17 protein-coding genes are annotated in these 16,589 nt (G+C 68.3%); 8 read left to right on the top strand and 9 right to left on the bottom strand.

Features of this window, described 5'->3' with window-relative positions; all coding sequences use genetic code 11:
- Positions 1-15: 15 nt before the first annotated feature.
- The gene (ilvA, locus tag HDA44_RS33570) at positions 16-1,218 is read right to left on the bottom strand and encodes a threonine ammonia-lyase (RefSeq protein WP_184841404.1); all 1,203 of its coding nucleotides are present in this window, start codon (positions 1,216-1,218) and stop codon (positions 16-18) included.
- A 52-nt stretch (positions 1,219-1,270) separates the two neighbouring features.
- Between ilvA and HDA44_RS33565 the strand changes: the two genes are divergently transcribed.
- Positions 1,271-2,479 carry an aminoglycoside phosphotransferase family protein gene (locus HDA44_RS33565; RefSeq protein ID WP_184841402.1) on the top strand — a complete coding sequence of 403 codons (1,209 nt, stop codon included), beginning with the start codon at positions 1,271-1,273 and terminating at the stop codon, positions 2,477-2,479.
- Between the two features lie 42 nt (positions 2,480-2,521).
- Here the strand turns inward: HDA44_RS33565 and HDA44_RS33560 are convergent, their stop codons facing one another.
- Genes HDA44_RS33560 through HDA44_RS33550 form a run of 3 tightly spaced genes read right to left on the bottom strand, consistent with a single transcriptional unit; the run spans position 2,522 to position 5,530 of the window.
- Positions 2,522-3,256 (bottom strand): hypothetical protein, encoded by a 735-nt coding sequence (locus HDA44_RS33560; protein WP_184841399.1) that lies wholly within the window; start codon positions 3,254-3,256, stop codon positions 2,522-2,524.
- 35 nt (positions 3,257-3,291) lie between these two features.
- Positions 3,292-4,335 carry a hypothetical protein gene (locus tag HDA44_RS33555; RefSeq protein ID WP_184841397.1) on the bottom strand — a complete coding sequence of 348 codons (1,044 nt, stop codon included), beginning with the start codon at positions 4,333-4,335 and terminating at the stop codon, positions 3,292-3,294.
- 58 nt (positions 4,336-4,393) lie between these two features.
- On the bottom strand, positions 4,394-5,530 hold the full coding sequence (locus tag HDA44_RS33550) for a hypothetical protein (RefSeq protein WP_184841395.1): 1,137 nt from the start codon (positions 5,528-5,530) through the stop codon (positions 4,394-4,396).
- 91 nt (positions 5,531-5,621) lie between these two features.
- Between HDA44_RS33550 and HDA44_RS33545 the strand changes: the two genes are divergently transcribed.
- Both HDA44_RS33545 and HDA44_RS33540 read left to right on the top strand, forming a co-directional pair.
- Positions 5,622-6,248, top strand: a complete 627-nt coding sequence (locus HDA44_RS33545) for a bacteriocin fulvocin C-related protein (RefSeq protein ID WP_184841392.1) — start codon at positions 5,622-5,624, stop codon at positions 6,246-6,248.
- Positions 6,232-7,539, top strand: coding sequence for a peroxidase family protein (locus HDA44_RS33540; protein WP_184841390.1), 1,308 nt, complete (start codon positions 6,232-6,234; stop codon positions 7,537-7,539). Before HDA44_RS33545 ends, HDA44_RS33540 begins: the two co-directional genes overlap by 17 nt.
- A 1-nt stretch (position 7,540) precedes the next feature.
- Here the strand turns inward: HDA44_RS33540 and HDA44_RS33535 are convergent, their stop codons facing one another.
- The 4 genes from HDA44_RS33535 to HDA44_RS38780 are packed head-to-tail and all read right to left on the bottom strand — an operon-like array spanning position 7,541 to position 10,883.
- Entirely contained in the window at positions 7,541-8,344 is an 804-nt protein-coding gene (locus HDA44_RS33535; protein WP_184841388.1) for an ABC transporter permease, read from the bottom strand.
- Positions 8,344-9,126 (bottom strand): ABC transporter permease, encoded by a 783-nt coding sequence (locus tag HDA44_RS33530; RefSeq protein ID WP_184841386.1) that lies wholly within the window; start codon positions 9,124-9,126, stop codon positions 8,344-8,346. Before HDA44_RS33530 ends, HDA44_RS33535 begins: the two co-directional genes overlap by 1 nt.
- Position 9,127: 1 nt before the next feature.
- On the bottom strand, positions 9,128-10,075 hold the full coding sequence (locus HDA44_RS33525; protein WP_184841384.1) for an ABC transporter ATP-binding protein: 948 nt from the start codon (positions 10,073-10,075) through the stop codon (positions 9,128-9,130).
- Between the two features lie 10 nt (positions 10,076-10,085).
- Entirely contained in the window at positions 10,086-10,883 is a 798-nt protein-coding gene (locus HDA44_RS38780) for a MerR family transcriptional regulator (protein WP_184841382.1), read from the bottom strand.
- Between the two features lie 57 nt (positions 10,884-10,940).
- On the opposite strand from HDA44_RS38780, the gene HDA44_RS33515 reads away from it, so the two are divergent.
- A complete protein-coding gene (locus HDA44_RS33515; RefSeq protein WP_184841380.1) occupies positions 10,941-12,203 on the top strand; it encodes an amidohydrolase family protein in 1,263 nt (420 codons plus the stop codon).
- A 30-nt stretch (positions 12,204-12,233) separates the two neighbouring features.
- On the opposite strand, the gene HDA44_RS33510 is transcribed toward HDA44_RS33515, so the two are convergent.
- Positions 12,234-13,007, bottom strand: a complete 774-nt coding sequence (locus tag HDA44_RS33510) for an SDR family NAD(P)-dependent oxidoreductase (protein ID WP_184841377.1) — start codon at positions 13,005-13,007, stop codon at positions 12,234-12,236.
- Positions 13,008-13,161: 154 nt separating this feature from the next.
- Here HDA44_RS33510 and HDA44_RS33505 point away from each other — a divergent pair, with 154 nt between their 5' ends.
- From HDA44_RS33505 to HDA44_RS33490, 4 genes are all read left to right on the top strand, one after another.
- On the top strand, positions 13,162-13,770 hold the full coding sequence (locus tag HDA44_RS33505) for a MarR family winged helix-turn-helix transcriptional regulator (protein WP_184841375.1): 609 nt from the start codon (positions 13,162-13,164) through the stop codon (positions 13,768-13,770).
- Entirely contained in the window at positions 13,767-15,380 is a 1,614-nt protein-coding gene (locus HDA44_RS33500; RefSeq protein WP_184841373.1) for an MDR family MFS transporter, read from the top strand. Before HDA44_RS33505 ends, HDA44_RS33500 begins: the two co-directional genes overlap by 4 nt.
- A 235-nt stretch (positions 15,381-15,615) precedes the next feature.
- Complete coding sequence (locus tag HDA44_RS33495; RefSeq protein WP_184841371.1) at positions 15,616-16,209, top strand: hypothetical protein; 594 nt, start codon at positions 15,616-15,618, stop codon at positions 16,207-16,209.
- Entirely contained in the window at positions 16,206-16,514 is a 309-nt protein-coding gene (locus tag HDA44_RS33490) for a hypothetical protein (RefSeq protein WP_184841369.1), read from the top strand. The genes HDA44_RS33495 and HDA44_RS33490 overlap by 4 nt, the downstream gene beginning before the upstream one ends.
- Positions 16,515-16,589: the final 75 nt, after the last annotated feature.

Below are 16,589 nucleotides of genomic sequence, written 5' to 3'. Positions count from 1 at the left end.
GCTGACACTGCTGGGTCAGTTGAGGGTGTAGCTGTAGCCGTTCGCGGTGAGATCGGTGAGGATGCGTTGGCGGTGTTCCTCGCCGCGCAGCTCCAGCTGAAGCGCTACCTCGACCTCCTCCAGGCTGAGCGTCTCTGAGATCCGCTCGTGCACGACCTCGATCAGGTTGGCGTCCAGTGCCGCCAGCTCGGTCAGCAACGTGGCCAGTCCGCCTGGCGTGTCCGGGATGCGTACTCGCAACGACAGGTACCGGCCGGCCGCCGCCATGCCGTGCCGGATCACCCGCATCAACAGCAACGGGTCGATGTTGCCACCGGACAGCACCACGACCACCGGCGGTTTGAACCGCTTCGGCTCATCCAGTACGGCAGCAACCGCGGCCGCACCGGCCGGCTCGACCACCAGCTTGGCGCGTTCCAGTACCAGCAGGACTGCCTTCGACAACGAGTCCTCGCCGACGGTACGGACATCGCCGACGTACTGCTGGATCGTCTCGAACGGCACCTTCCCCGGCAGGCCGACCGCGATCCCGTCCGCCATCGTGGTCATCCGGTCGAGTTGCACCGGCTCCCCCGCCGCCAGCGACGCCGGGTACGCCGCCGCGCCGGCCGCCTGGACGCCGACGACCTCGATCGGCATCCCGTCCCGCTGCATCGCGGTCGCGATCCCGGCGAGCAAGCCGCCACCACCGGTCGGTACGACGACGGTCCGCACCTGCGGGCACTGCTCGACGATCTCCAGCCCGGTGGTCGCCTGGCCGGCGACGATGTCCGGGTGGTCGAACGGGTGGATCAGCACCGCGCCGGTTTCGGCCGCGTACGCCCGCGCCGCGGTCAGGCAGTCGTCGATCGACGTACCGACGAAGCGGATCTCGGCGCCGTACGCGCGGGTCGCCTTCTCCTTCGGGATCGGCGCGCCGTTCGGCATGAACACGGTCGACTTGATCCCGAGCAACTGCGCCGCCAGCGCGACGCCCTGCGCGTGGTTGCCCGCGCTGGCCGCGACGACGCCACGGTCGCGCTCGGATTTGGACAGTCGCGCCATCCGTACGTACGCCCCACGCAGTTTGAACGACCCGGTTCGCTGCAGGTTCTCGCACTTCAGGAAGACGTCACCGCCGACTAGCTCGCTCAGCCACCGCGAGTACTCCAACGGAGTCGGCGCGACCACATCGTGCAGCAGCTCGGCCGCCCGGACCACATCCCTGGCCTCGATCACTCTGTAACCCTAGTGCGAAATACGGTTGTGCCCGGCACATACGCTGCAGGACATGAAGGTAACGGCTGTCGTGGTCCGTCCGGGCGATCAAGCGACCCTCACGCTGGAGGTGGAGGTCGACGCGCCGTCGAGTACGTGGTTCCCGGATGTCGCGCCGGTGGTGGAGGCGGTCCGCGACACGTACGGCATCGAGGCCGTCGTCCTCACCTGTCTGTCCGACGACCCGCCCACGTACCTGATGAGCCCGATCACCGAACCACCCGCCGACGCGACGTGGGTGTACGACCGGCCGGTCAGCTCGGCCGATCTGCCCGCCTGGACGCATCCGGAGTGGTACGACGAGGCGCCGCGGTGGATCGCCGAGCATGTCCGAGCGACCGGCCCGTGGTCGCAGCTCAAGTCCTGGGGTCTGTCGAACGTCCTGCGCATCCCGACCGCCGACGGCGACGTGTACTTCAAAGCGCTCGCGCACTCGACCACGATCAAGCCGGTACGGCCGGACGCGCTGCCGTTCCTCTTCGCGCACGAGCCGCTCTTCCTGCACCGCGCGTCCGCCGATCGCCCGGATGCGGTCCCAGCGCCGATCGCCATCGACGAGCGGCGGGCGTGGATGTTGCTGCGCGACCTCGGTACGCCGCTGTCCGACGAGACCGAGCTCGGCGTCTGGATCGATGCGGTCCGTCGCCATGCCCGGTTACAGCGAAGCTACGCGGATCAGCCCGAGCGGCTGCTGGAGTTCACCTGCGCCGATCGGCGGCTGGCTGTCCTCGCGGCCGAGGTCGACCGCCTGCTCGGCCCCAACCCGTTCACCGACCGGCTCGAACCGGCCGAACGGGACCGGCTGCCGGAGCGCGCGAAACAGTTGCGCGAGGCAATCAACGAGCTGGCCGCGATCGGCGTACCCGAGACGTTGCTGCACGGCGATCTGCACCCGCGCAACCTCGCCGTGAAGGACGGCCGGGTCCTCGCCTTCGACTGGACCGATGCCGCGCTGGCGCATCCGTTCCTGGACCTGGTGACCTTCGTCGAGGAGCGCTCGCCGCTGTCCCGCGAACCGGAAGTGCGGGACGCGTACTTGAGCGAGTGGGAGGAATACGCCGACCCGGCCGCGCTGCGGCGCGCGCTTGAACTCGCCGAGGAGCTCGGGGCGTTGTACCAGGTGATGACGTACCTGCACCTGCCCGACTACTTGACCGGACCGAGCAAGGAGTCGATGTACCGCGGCGGCGTGTGGTGGCTGCGACGACTCCTAACGGTGTAGCGACTCTTGACGGTGTAGCGACTCTTGACGGTGTAGCGAGTCTTACCGGTGCAGCACCGCCAGCTGGTTGCGCATGCCGCGGCGTACGGGCGCGTCCAGGTGCCGCTCCCACTCCGGATGCCGTTCGCCGCGGAGCATCGCGTAGTACGCGAGCGCCTCGGACAGCGCGGCTTCCCGCAGGTACCCGCGGGCGAGTGGTTGTTTGCCGCGACCGTTCGGGCGCGGGCGGCGTTCGTACGCGGCGTTCGCGGTGAAGATGCCGAGGCCGTAGAAGACGGTGAGCAGGTCGGTCAGCGACTCGTGATCCGGGCGGGCGGCCGGCGTGATCCGTCCGCTGCCCAGCAACAGCTCGTGACCCACCTCGTGCGCGTAGATCGCGATCAGCGCGACCGGGTCGGCGGGCAGTGCCGGCGCGAGCTGGATCAGGTTCTGTTCGGTTCCGCGCATCCAGCGGCCGGACTGTTCCTTGACGGTCCCGCCGCCCGGCCGGCGTACGCAATCGAGCTCGAAGCTGAGGCCGCACTGACCTGGCCGGAGGTCCATTCGCCCGTCGACCCGTCCGCACAGCTCGGTCGCGGCCGCGTGGCTACCGTCGTACGCGACCGGGATCAGGTCCGCGGGCACGGCAATCGGGCGATGCGGTACGTCCCGGCCGAACTCCGCCACCAGCCAGTCCATCGACGCGCGAATCCACCGGCGGCTGCCGCCGGGAAGCCGTTCGCGTGGCGCCTTCAAGGACCGAATCTGCTGGTTGTTCCGCACCATCGCGATCCTCACTCGCCAGATCCTGCCAGGTCCGGCCGTCGTCGGGTTCACCTCAGCGGCGCGCCCTCCTGGATGGACGAGATCTCGGCGTTCTTCACCAGCGTCGCGAGCCGCGCGAAGGTACGGATCCGTACCGCCCGGTCGAGCTCGGTCGGGAGCACCGGCAGCAGCGACTCCGCCCACAGTCCATGCCGGCGGAAGCAGTACGCGGCCAGTGCGTCGGACGCGCCGCGCTCCCCCAGGTAGCCAAGGCTCTGCAGCATCGAGCGCTTCCCCGGCACGCGCTCGACCGCCTGGTTGGCAAGGAAAACGCCGAAGCCGTGGAAGACCGCGAACAGGTCGCTGACCGCCTCCGCGTCCGGCCGCTGCCGGTCGATCAGGTGGTATCCCCAGAGCACCTCGTGGCCCAGCTCGTGCGCGACTGCCGCCACCACCGCGGCGGGCTCGGCGAGAGTGGTTGCCGACAGCATCACCGCGGTGCCCTCGCGGCCGCCGGTACGCAGGTCGATCCAGCACGCCCGCGACCCCGAGCCCGCGGGCGCGGACCACACTGCTTCGGCGCGTGCGTACAGGTCGGCGCGCCGGTTCGGATCGGTCTCCTGGGCGATCGCCGTGGTCCGCCGCAGCTCGGCGTCCAGCTCACGTTCGGTCAGTACCGCGATCTCGGCGTCGAAGCCCTCGGCCACGAGGGCCGCGACCTCGGCCGGCGTCATCGTTGCCTGCAGCCCCGACAGCGCGACCAGCTCGCGCGGCTGCTCGGCGGTGAAGCGGTGCACGGCCGCGCTGCGGGCGGCCGCGCGGACCTCCTCCATCCGGAAGCTGAACCGGATTCGGTCGTCGGGCACCTCCATCCAGGCGCACACCCGGACGCACAACTCCCAGGCCGCCCGCTCCGAACCGTCGTATTCCTTGGGCACGAAGGCGGTCGGCAGTACCGGCGGGCGACGCAGCGGCTCGGTCCCGAACTGGCCGATCAGCCAGTCCAGCGTGTCCTCGATCCACTGCTCCGGTCCACCCGGGAGCAGGACCTTCGGACCGTACAACAGCTCGCGCTCGCGGAGCCGGCGCCGCCAAGCACCGATCAGATTCATATCGAAAGGACGCGGCCGGATGATCAGCCGTTCCACTGGATCTTTGTCGCGGCCGGGATCACCAACCGAGCACTGTCGGCGGTCCACCGATCAGCTCGTCGAGGCGGGACACGAAACGGGCGCGCGGTACGGGGTCGAGGGCCTGGTGCCAGTCCGGGACGAGCCGGCCGTCGTGGCGCAGGCGGTGTTGTTCGAAGCGGTACAGGGCGAGTGCTTCCGCGACCGCGTTCTCGCCGAGGTACCCGGAGGTGTGTACCCATTCGCCGTCCAGTGTCGTCTCGTCCACCGCGGCGTTGACCAGGACGATGCCGAACCCGTGGAACAGCGCGCACAGATCGGTCAACGGCTCTTCGAGTGGGCCGGTGGCCCAGGGCGGCGCCGGGCGGGACAGGAGCTCGTGGCTGAGCTCGTGGGAGACGGCCGCCAGCAGTTTCAGCGGGTCGGCGAGGATGTCGGATCGGAGCAGGACGGCGCAGTGACCGGGGATCGGGTCGACGCCGGGGCAGTCGGCGGCCAGATCCACCCAGCGTCCGAGTGCCGGCCCGGGGCGTACGACAGGCGGCGCGTACGTGGTGCGGCCGGCGCCCTGGTCGGAGGCAGCCGCGGCCAGCAGGCAATGGACGAGCTCGGCGCCGAACTCGGCCGCACCCAGCCGCCGGACCAGAAACGGCAACAACTGCTCGCCGTCATCGCCCTGGCCACTCGTCAGCTCAGCCTGGATGATCCGGTCGACCTGCTCGAACGAAGCAATACCAAGCCGGTTGGAGTGCGTACGAACCGCGGCCCGGTCGCCGGGTGCCGCGTCCTTCGACAGCGGATGATCCGGGTCGAGGTAGTCGTCGAGCATCACCGACCCGAGCAGTTCGGCCGCCTCGGTCACCTTCTCCAGCCGGAAGCTGAAGTGCACCTGCTCAGGCTGGACGCCCATCCGCTCGCACACCCGTACACACAGCTCCCGCGCGGCCGCGTCCGACCCGTCGTACCCGGCCGGTACGAATTCCTCCGGTACGACGGCAGGCCGGCGCAACGCCTCGGTGCCGAAGTACTCCGTCAGCAGCCGGAACGAGTCCCCGATCCATCGCGTTGGTCCACCTGGCAATGGGACTTTCGGCCCGCGCAGGTCTGCCTCGAACGTCATGTTCCAGCAGACGCCGCCGCCGCGTCCGGGGTTCCGCCGCGTTGCTCGGCGAGGCATTCGGCGAGGCATTCGGTGAGGCTCGAAACGGTTGTGAGGCGTACGCGGCGTCGGGCAGCGTGGTCGCGACGCCAAACGCTTCTGGAGGTCTGTGCCGGAGGCATCGAAGCCCCGCGCTCAGCTGGACCGCAAGCAGTTCCTCCGCCTTGGCCTGGGCGCCGGTGTGGCAGCAGGGATCGTGCTTACCGGCAAGCTGCCCGCATTCGCCACCGGTACGACCAGCGACGTACAGGCCTGGGTGGATGCACGCCAGGGCAGACTGCCGCAGACGTACGACGAGATCACGCGGCTGCCGATGGCGTACCGGAGGGCCGTGTTCACCCAGCTGTCGTTGCCGGTGCGGCAGGAGCTCTGGCTGGAGCAGCTACGTCGGCACCGCGCCACTGGACCGGCACTGGTCGGCAAGCAGGCCGCTGTACTGGATGAGTTCGAGGCGTTCGTACGGCGTGGGTTCGAGCACTCCGGGGCGGAGTTCGGAACGCGGGAACGGTTCGACGAGTTGGTGCGGTCGGCGTACCGGCGTGAGGACGCGCAGGCGCTGTTCGGCACACTCGGACCGGTTGAGAACGCCGGGATGGCACCGGCTGACAGTTGTGCGTGTTCGACCTGGGACGACTGGTGTGGCGACTTCTGCGCGTTCCGGAAGTACAACTGCACCCGGACCTCGTACGGCTGTGGTGGCGGGTGGAGCTTCCACTGCGATGGGTACTGCAACTAGTTACAGCCGCGCGTTCGCACTGCCGCCGTTCGCCGAACACGCCCCGGAGGTCGTCGCGGCGCTGCTCGAGCTAGGTCGTGCGAACGGTCCGCTCGACGCGCGCGACGACCTCACCATGGACCCCGGCCTACTCGCGGCTGAACCGGGTGGTGGAGCACAGGACACGGTGAGTGCGTTCTTCGGGCAGTTCGTCAGTCATGACCTGTCGCTCGATCCGCGAACGCGGTTGGCCCGTCCGGCCGATCCGTTCTTGACCACCAACCACCGCACGCCCTGGCTGGACCTCGACTCCGTGTACGCCGCCGGACCGCCAGCACTTCACTTCGACCCGAAGGACCCGGCACTGCTCATAGTCGGGTCCAACGGCCAGTACGAGGACGTACCGCGCGCACCGGACGGCACCACCATGACATTCGACCTGCGCAACGACGACACGCTGATGCTCAGTGCGCTGCATGCCGCGTTCCTGCGCTTCCACAACCACGTGGTCGAACGGCTACGGGCCTCCGGAGTGACCAGCTTCGCCGCGTACCGTCGTGAGGTCGTTTGGCACTACCAGTGGATCATCCGCCACGAGTACCTGGCCGGTCTGGTCGAGCCGGGCACGTGCGAGCGCGCCACTGGGCTCGCACCGCCTGGTACTGGGCTGCCTGGTACCGGGCTGCCTGGTACCGGGCTGCCTGTTGAGCTGCAGATCGCACTGCGGTTCGGGCATGCGCAGCTGCGGCCGGCGTACCAGGTGAACAACAAGCTGACCGCCTATCTGTTCAGCCCGGACAATCCCGACCTGCGCGGTGGCTGCCCTGGCCCAGACCGGTACGTCGACTGGCGCGAGCTGCTCGCAACCAATGCGCGGCCGATACGGCGTTCGGTGTGTACTCCGCTGTTCCGGCTGCCACGCCACGCCAATCCAGCAGGTGACCTACCGGTTTCACTGCCACAGCGCGATCTGCTTCGGCACCTCACTTGGCAGATCCCATCCGGTCAGGCCATTGCCACAGCTCTGGGCATACCAGTCCTGGCAGCCGCTGACCTCGCTGAGCTGCAGCCGTACGGTCTGGATCGCTCCACGCCGCTCTGGTACTACCTACTCGCCGAAGCCGAGGTGGTGACAGCCGGAGCCACACTTGGTCCACTGGGCAGCCGCTTGCTCGCGGAAACCATGCTTGGCCCGCTGGCCGACCCCAGCCATGCTGCGCCCGCGGACTGGCGCCCCACTCTCCCGAGCGCGACGCCGAACCACTTCACCCTCGCTGACTTGTTCGCATTGGCCGGAGTACTCGACCGGTGAGTCACTTCAGCAAGAGCTTGCCCAGGCGGCGCGACGCGACGTACATGCCGAAGGCACCCATCGCGGCCAGGTAGCCGGCGTGTACGAGCAGGAACCAGCCGACGTTGCCGGTGGTGAAGGCCCGCTCCAGCACGACACCCTGGTACAACGGGGTGATCTCGACCAGCCAACGGATCACCCCGGGGTATGTCTCGACCGGGTAGAAGGTCGCCGAGAACAGGAACATCGGCATGATCGCCAGTTGAACGAACTCGAAGTCCTGCCAACTGCGCATGAACGTGGTCAGCGCCATCCCCGCGCCGGCGAACGCGAACCCGATCAGCACCGAGGCGGGCAGCGCGAGCAGCGCCCACCACGACTTCACCAGGCCCATGAGGAGCATCACCACGACGAACATCGCCGAGTAGATGGCTCCGCGCAGCAGCGCCCAGGTCACCTCACCGGTCGCCACGTCCCACGGCCGCAGCGGCGTCGCCAGCATCGAGTCGTACAGCTTGGCGTACTTCATCCGGAAGAAGATGTTGTACGTCGAGTCGAAGATCGCCCCGTTCATGGCCGAACTCGCCAGCATGGCCGGCGCGACGAACGCCGCGTACGCGATCCTGGTCCCGTCGGACAGGGTGAAGTCGCCGACGAGATGCGCGACGCCGATCCCGATCGACAACAGGTAGAACACCGGCTCGAAGAACCCGGACAGGAACACCACCCAGGACCGCCGGTACAGCAGGAAGTTCCGCTCGACGATATGCCGGCCCCCGCCGAGCCGAACCGGAACAGGCAGCACCCGGGCCGCAATGGTCGCCATCAGCCGATCAGCTTTCGTGTGAAGCCGCGAACGGCCAGCCAGGTGCCGGCCACCAGCCAGGCCAGCAAGTAGACGATGTTGACGAGCGCCAGCCACGGGTTCACCGTGCCGAGGCTCAGGTGGCGGGCCAGGTCGACCGCGTGCCACAGCGGGCTCACGTACGCCAGCCACTCGATCCAGTCCGGCAGTTGTGACACCGGGAAGAACGCCCCGGAGAACAGGAACGCCGGCACCACGCCGAACCGGAACACGATCGCGAAACCGGAGTCGTTCTCCAGCGTGGTCGCGTACGCGGCGATCGGCGCGGCGACCGCCAGACCGACCAGCAACGCGATCGGCAGGCCGAGCACGCCGAGCGGTGACTTGAGCCCACCGAACAACGCGATGATCACCAGGAACACCGTGCACGAGCTGAACACCCGGAACGCGATGAACGCCAGCTGCCCGTACACCACATCCGCCGGCCGCAGCGGGGTCGCGATCATCGAGTGGTAGAACTTCTGCCACTTCAGGCCGCTCATCACCGGGTACGTCGCCTCGCCGACCGCGATCTGCAACGCGGTCGAGGCGAGCAACCCCGGCGCGATGAACTGCAGGTAGCTGACGCCGCCCAGCGCGCCGGTCCCGTTGCTGTCCACGAACGAGCCGAGCCCGATCCCCATCGCGGCCAGGTACAGCATCGGCAGCAGGAAGCTGCTGATCAGGCTGCCCTTCCAGGTCCGCTTGTAGACGGTCAGCCAGTAGTCGAACATCCGGCGACCGTTCTCCAGAGCAATCGCCATGTCAGTCCACCAGCGTCCGGCCGGTCAGGCGGAGGAACACGTCCTCCAAGGTGGAACGACGGACCAGGACCGCAGCCGGTTGCAGGCCGCGCTCGTGGACGGCGGCGACGGCACGCTCTCCGTCGTCGGTGTAGAGCAGGAGGCGGTCCGGCAGGACTTCGATCCGTTGCGCGAGATCCTCCACCTTGCCGGCCAGGGCGTCGTGGTCGGCGAGCATCACGTCCGGCCCGAAGCGCAGCTCGGTGACCTCGCGGGTCGAGTAGTCGCGGATCAGCTCGGCCGGCGAACCCTCGGCCGCGATCAGTCCGCCGTCCATCACCACCAGCCGGTCGCACAACTGCTCGGCCTCGTCCATGTAGTGCGTGGTGATGATCAGCGTGACACCGGCCTGTTTGAGCCGGAACAGCTTGTCCCACAACAGGTGCCTCGCCTGCGGGTCCAGCCCCGTGGTCGGCTCGTCGAGCAGCAGCAGGTCGGGCTTGCTGACCAGCGACCGCGCGATCGTCAACCGCCGCTTCATCCCGCCGGACAGCTCGTCGACCTTCACCTTCGCCTTCTCGGTGAGCGCGACGAACTCCAGCAACTCGTCCGCGCGGTTGCGGCACTCGGCCCGGCTGAGCCCGAAGTACCGCCCGTAGATGGTCAGGTTCTCCCGGACGGTGAGCTCGGTGTCGAGGGTGTCCTCCTGCGGGCAGACGCCGAGCCGGCCGCGGATCGCCGGCCCGTCGGTGGCCGGGTCCAGGCCGAGAATCCGGAGCGTCCCGCCGCTGGTCGGGGAGACCGCGCCGATCATCCGCATCGTCGACGACTTGCCCGCGCCGTTCGGGCCGAGGAACCCGAACGCCTCACCCCGCCACACGTCCAGGTCGATCCCACGGACCGCCTCGAAGTCGCCGTACGACTTCCGCAGGCCGCGGACATGAACCAAGGATTCCCGCTGCTCACTCACCTGCCTGAGACTAGACGCCCCCACGGACAGTTTTCTTGTCGTTTTGGGCATACCCGAGCCGTCGCACCGCGTACGCCCGCACTCCCGCCGCGAGCCACTCGGGCAGATCCTTGTCCACGGTCTCGATGATGGCGCGCTGATCCGCGTTCTCGACCAGGAGATCACCGAGCGCGTAGTACGTCGTCGGCGTCGCGGGCCACAGCTCGAGTACGCCCTGGTAATGCAGCTCGATCAGCTCGAGTCCTTCGGGTGAATCCGGCCGTACGCCGCGGTCCCGGGCCGCGGCCATCCGCAGTAGCAGCCGACGGCCCTCGTCGCCCAGCTGCTCGTAGTCCTCCCGCGTCCAGCCGTCGGTCTCCCGTACGGCTCGCTCGAACCCTTCGACAACCTCCGCGCCGAACCGCTCAGCCAGTTCGGTATGCAGCCGGGACCGCGCCTCGGTCAGTCCGGTGAAGAACTCCGCATCGGTCACCGTCTCGTCACCGGATACACCCGCGATCGTCCGTTCGACCGACCCGAGCATGGTGTCCAGCCGTTTGCGCTCCGCCAACAACTGCTCGCGGTGTCCGCGCAGTGCGGTGACCTCATCCTCCTGCTCGTCCAGGATGCGGGAGATCGCGGGCAGCGGTACGTCAAGCTCCCGGAGTAGCAGAATCCGCTGCAGCCGGAGCAGCTCCGACCGGCCATAGTACCGGTAGCCGTTCGTCGCTACGCGGCCCGGCGGTAGCAGTCCGATGGCGTCGTAGTGACGCAGTGTCCGTACCGAGACACCGGCCAGCTTGGCCACCTCACTGACCGTACGCTCCACTGCACCTCCGTAAACGGGTTGGAGTATGACGTTACGTCACCCCCTAGCGTCCACGGCATGTCATTCACCATCCTGCACACCCAGCTGATCGACCGAGGCGCCGTACTCCCACAGGGCTGTCTACGGGTCGCGGACGGTCGCATCGCTGCTGTTGGCGGGCCGGACCTCGTCCAACCGGGCGACACGGTGATCGACGGCTCCGGAACCACCCTGCTGCCCGGACTGATCGATTCGCATGTTCACCTCATCCCTGGCTGTACGCAGCTCGCGGCGACCTTCGGTGTGACCACGCAGTTCGACCAGTTCTGCATGCCCGAGGTGATCGAACAGGAGACTCCGCGCTCGTCGTTCTTCACGTCCAGCATCGGCGCGACCGTTCCAGGCGGTCACCCGACGATCGCGTTCCCACCGATCCCGTACGTCACCGGTCCGGCGGATGCCAAGCAGTTCGTCGCCGATCGCATCGCGGAGGGAGCTGACCACCTCAAGCTGATCTACGACGACGGGTCTGGCGCGGGGATGGACATCCCCACACTGGACGAGGCCACGCTGCGAGCACTGGTCGACGCGGCTCACGACTGCGGGCTGACTGTTGTCGCACATGTGTCGACCGCGGCGAGTGCGGTCAAGGTGGTCGAGTGCGGCGCTGACGTACTCGCGCATGCACCGTCTGATCTCATGTCGCCGCAGGACATCGAGGCGGTCGCCAGTAGTAGTACTGCGGTGATCGCCACTCTGGACATCGTCGACGGGTACACCTGTCCGTCCGGGCGACTGCCCTTGCAGGACGCGCCTGAGCTGATGCAACGGATGCCTGCGAGGTGGAGGCGGGTACTGAACGAGCAGTCTCGCCGGTGGATGCCACCGCAGCCGCCGGACGGTGCCGCGGCGAGGGCGAACACACTGGCGCTGCTACGAGCCGGCGTGCCCGTACTGGCTGGGACGGACGCTCCGAACCCCGGCATGGTCTTCGGAGCGTCACTACACCGGGAGCTGGAACATCTGGTGCGTGCTGGGCTCACTCCGGCCGAGGCGCTCGTGGCCGCGACCAGTGCGCCCGCTGACGCGTTCAAACTGACTGACCGCGGCCGGCTGGTTGCTGGTACGCGTGCTGATCTGCTGATGGTGGACGGTGACCCGCTGGACGACATCAGCGCGACGCAGCGGGTGCGGCGTACTTGGGTTGGTGGGGACGTGGTCGTGCCGGAGCAGTACGCCGGCAGTGACACCGAGTTGGCCGGAGTCCAGTTCATGGGCCAGACAACCGCGCGGATCATCGCTGCACTTAAGGAGCTGTGGCCGGACCTCCCTGCCGACTGACGTCGTGCGGCGGTGAGGTAAGAGCGACGGTCAGCCGCGGCCGGCGTACGGCATGCCGGCTGCCATCACGGTCAGGTTCGGTACGGCGACCGTGGTCGGGAGCTGGGCGATCCGGACGACGAAGTCCGCCACGATCTTCGGGTCGAAGGTCGGTTCGGCCGCAATCGATCCGTCCGGCTGGAGTACGCCCTGCTCCATCCGTTCGGTCATCGCGGTCGCGGCGTTGCCGATGTCGATCTGGCACGCGGTGATCCCGTGCGGCCGCCCTTCCAGCTCCAGTCCTTTGGTCAGACCGGAGATCGCGTGCTTGCTGGCCGTGTACGCGATCCCCCGCGGCCGCGGTACGTGCGCCGAGATGGACCCGTTGTTGATGATCCGCCCACCCTTCGGGTCCTGCCGCAACATCAGGTCGAACGCCGCCTGCGCGCACAGGAACGATCCGGTCAGGTTCGTGTCCACCACCCGCCGCCAGTCCGCCTCGGCAACGTCCTGCACCGCCGCGGCCGGCGCCCCCGTACCGGCGTTGTTGACCAACACATCGACCCGCTCCAGCCCGCCGAAGAACTCCCGCACCGCACCCCCGTCCCCCACATCCAGAACCGCCCACCGCACCCGCCCACCAGCGCCGCCGGCCCCACCCCCAGCCGCCTCGCTCCTTACCTCTCCCGCCGCCGCGGCGGTTTCCTTCAGCTTGTCCTCGGTTCGGCCGGTCACCCACACCAGGAATCCGGCGCCCGCCAGCGCTAGCGCCATCTCCCGTCCCAGCCCTGACCCACCACCGGTCACCACCGCTACCCGCGTCACAAAACCTCTCCTTCCACCGTCGCATGCACGGGAGAGATTCTCCTCCGCTGCGGACAGTAACCACTCGGCGACCGAGAGCAAATAAGTGGCGGCTCAGTTGAACACCTTGGAAACTCATTTGCGTGTATCACGCAAGCATGTATATGCTTGCAGCATGCAAGTAAACGACGCGTACTCTCCGCGCACGCCCATCGAGGGCGTCATGCACGCGTTCACCCGGGTCGGTCGCCGGCTCAAGGCCAAGCAGCCCGGCGACACGATCGACCACAGCGCGCACATCGTGCTGTTCGCGCTGCGGTGCAACGGCGCACTGCGACTGTCCGATCTGGCCGCGCGACTGGAGCTCGACGCCTCGACCACGAGCCGGCACGTCCGGTCGCTGGAGCAGCTCGGCCTGGTCCGCCGCTCCCCCGACCCCGACGACGGCCGCGCCTTCCGGGTCGAGCTGACCGAGCAGGGCGTGGAGCAGTGGGAGGCCGGCGCCCGGCACCGGATGGAGCTGCTCAGTGCCGCGATGGAGGGCTGGTCCGAGCAGGACGTGCAGACCTTCGAGCGGCTGATGACCCGCTTCGCGGACGGCGTCGCCGCCCTCACCGAAGCTCCCACCAGCGCCGCCTGGGCCGACAAGGGCTGGGCCGCGGTAGCACCGCGGCTGCACAAGTCCGCTCCGGCAGAGCGCCCCGACGACCTCGACGAAGCCACGGACGACGGCGACTCCGCCGCCCGTGCGAACACCGACAAGAACCTGGAGAGCACCAGATGAGCACCACAGAGCCCGCTACCGCCGGCGGCGCCTCACCGACTCCGGACGGCGGTCCCAACTACCTGTCCCACAAGCAGATCATGGTCGTCCTCGGCGGACTGATGGCCGGCATGTTCCTGGCCGCCCTGGACCAGAGCATCGTGGGTACCGCACTCCCCCGGATCGTCAGCGAGTTCAACAGCCTGGACAAGCTGTCCTGGGTGGTCACCGCGTACCTGCTGACCTCGACCGCCTCGACCCCGCTCTGGGGCAAGGTGTCCGACCTGTACGGCCGCCGCCCGCTGTTCATCGCGGCGATCGTCACCTTCCTGGCCGGTTCCGTACTGGCCGCGCTGTCGCAGAACATCGAGATGCTGATCGGCTTCCGGGCCGTCCAGGGTCTTGGTGCCGGTGGTCTGATGTCGCTCGCGTTCGCCACCATCGGCGACGTGATCCCGCCGCGCGAGCGCGGTAAGTACATGGGGTACTTCGGTGCCGTCTTCGGTCTGTCCTCGGTGGCCGGCCCGCTGCTCGGCGGTCTGCTCACCGACGGTCCGGGCTGGCGCTGGATCTTCTGGATCAACCTGCCGATCGGCCTGGTTGCCCTCGGCATCGTCGGCGCCGTGCTGAAGCTGCCGCACGTGAAGCGCTCGCACAAGATCGACTACCTCGGCGCCGCCACCGTGGCCGCCGCGGTCACCTCGCTGCTGCTGGCCGTCTCCTGGAGCGGCCCGACCAACGGCTGGGGCACCGGTACCACGCTGGCGCTGCTCGGCGCCTCGGTCGTACTGGCGGTCGTGTTCGTCTTCGTCGAGCTCAAGGTCGCCGAGCCGATCATCCCGATGGACCTGTTCAAGGGCCGGATCTTCTCCGGGTACGCCGGGTACGCGTTCCTGCTCGGTTTCGCGATGTTCGGCGCGCTGATCTTCCTGCCGCTGTACCTGCAGGCCGTCAAGGACATGTCGCCGACCCGGTCCGGCCTGGCGCTGCTGCCGATGATCGTCGGTATCTTCTCCGCGTCGATCCCGAGCGGCCAGCTGATGAGCAAGACCGGCCGGTACAAGATCTACCCGATCATCTCCGCGGTCGCGGTCGGCGCGGCGATGGTGATGCTGTCCACGCTGAGCCTCTCCACTCCGTACTGGCAGCTGGCGATCTATATGTTCGTGATGGGCGCCGGGCTGGGCCTGTCGATGCAGATCACCGTCACCGCCGCGCAGAACAGCGTGCCCCGGCAGCACATGGGCAGCGCGACCTCGACGATGACCTTCTTCCGCTCGATGGGTGGCGCGATCGGCACGGCCGTGTACGGCGCGGTGCTGACCAGCCGGCTGACCAGTCACCTGACCGACCTGGTCCCCCAGGCCGCGCAGGGCATGGTCGACCAGCTGGCCAAGGCGGCGAACAGCGTGCAGGCACTGCACGCTCTGCAGCAGCCGATGAAGGGCTGGGCGCTGCACGGCCTGGTCGACGCGATGGGCGACGTGTTCCTGGTTTCCCTGCCGTTCCTGGCGATCGCGCTGATCATCGCGATCATCACCCCGGAGCAGCGGCTGGCCGGCCGCAACGACGGCCCGAAGGCCGAGGGCGAGGACTCGCTGGAGTCCTCGGCAGCGGCTGCCATGCACTGATCGGCCCTGATCCGCACTGGTCCGATACGGATCCGGCACTGGTCCAGTGCGGATCCGGACCGGCACCGGAGCACCGATACCGCACTGAGACCAAACGGCGGTTGACCAACCCGACAGCCGTCCTGGGAAGCTTCCAGGACGGCTGTTCGTCTGCTGTACACCGGACGACCATCCGCGTGACCCCGCCGGGGTCATAGTTTCGTCAGGAACCGGAGCGACAGGGGCAGCCGCAGGGATGAAGACACTGGATCGACCGCTGGACGACGACGACCGGGCGATGGCGGACCTCGCCGACGTCCGCGACTGGCGGCGCCTCGGCGGGCCGCACACGGGCGCCACCGGGCCGGTACCGGTCCGGCGACTGATCCGCAGGGTCAAGTCCGCGACCAACTGGAAGCCGTGGCCGATCAACCGCAAGACGGTGATCGACGACCAGCTCGACGGCTGGGGCTTCCTGACCCGCCGGAACACCGAGCTCGCCGTGTACGACGACCAGGTCCTTCCGCACAGCCCCTTCAGCGGCTGGGTGGCGTTCGCGATCGAGCCGTGGGACATCGACGAGGTCGCGGCCGGACTCGACGAACACTGGCCGGAAAAATTCAGCCTCGCTTGCCGGCACTGGGGACAGCCTTCGTACGTCGGAGTAGACAGCAAGGCCGGATTCGACGACGACTGGGCACCGGGAGCCGGTCTCGATCGCCGCCATCTCGCCGTTTGGACACCGCCCGGTGCGGAGATCCATCTGTACAGCAACAAGCCGCGCCGCAAGCCGTTGACGACGTCGGTAGGTATTAACTATGTGGTCTACCTCGAAGAGGAGGGGACATGAGAACAGCAATTCACAGAGCCCGCGAGGAGCGTCGTGACGGCCTGGCCAACTCGGGCAGTCCACCCGGCACCGGCCCCGAGAACAGCAGTGTCTCGGACCAGGCGCTCACCCAGGCGGCGTACGCGCGCCTGGGCGACGACGCGCCGTCCCCGCGGCTGTCGCCGGACCTGACGCAGGCACGCGACGCGGCGACCTTGCCGCCGGTGACACCGGGGCAGTCCCGTCCCGGCACCTCGGCCGGCGAACGCGACAAGCCCGGCAGCCAGCCGAACCGTTCCACCGGCCGGGGTCACGGGCTCAGCTGAACCACCGCAGCAGCACCGATCGGTTCGCGCCGCTCACGACCCGATCACCTGTCCGGACCAGACCGGGAACGCCTT

This window comes from Kribbella solani, from assembly GCF_014205295.1.
GTDB classification, from domain to species: domain Bacteria; phylum Actinomycetota; class Actinomycetes; order Propionibacteriales; family Kribbellaceae; genus Kribbella; species Kribbella solani.
Note: the sequence above shows the minus strand (reverse complement) of the source record. Positions and strands in the feature narration are given on the sequence as shown.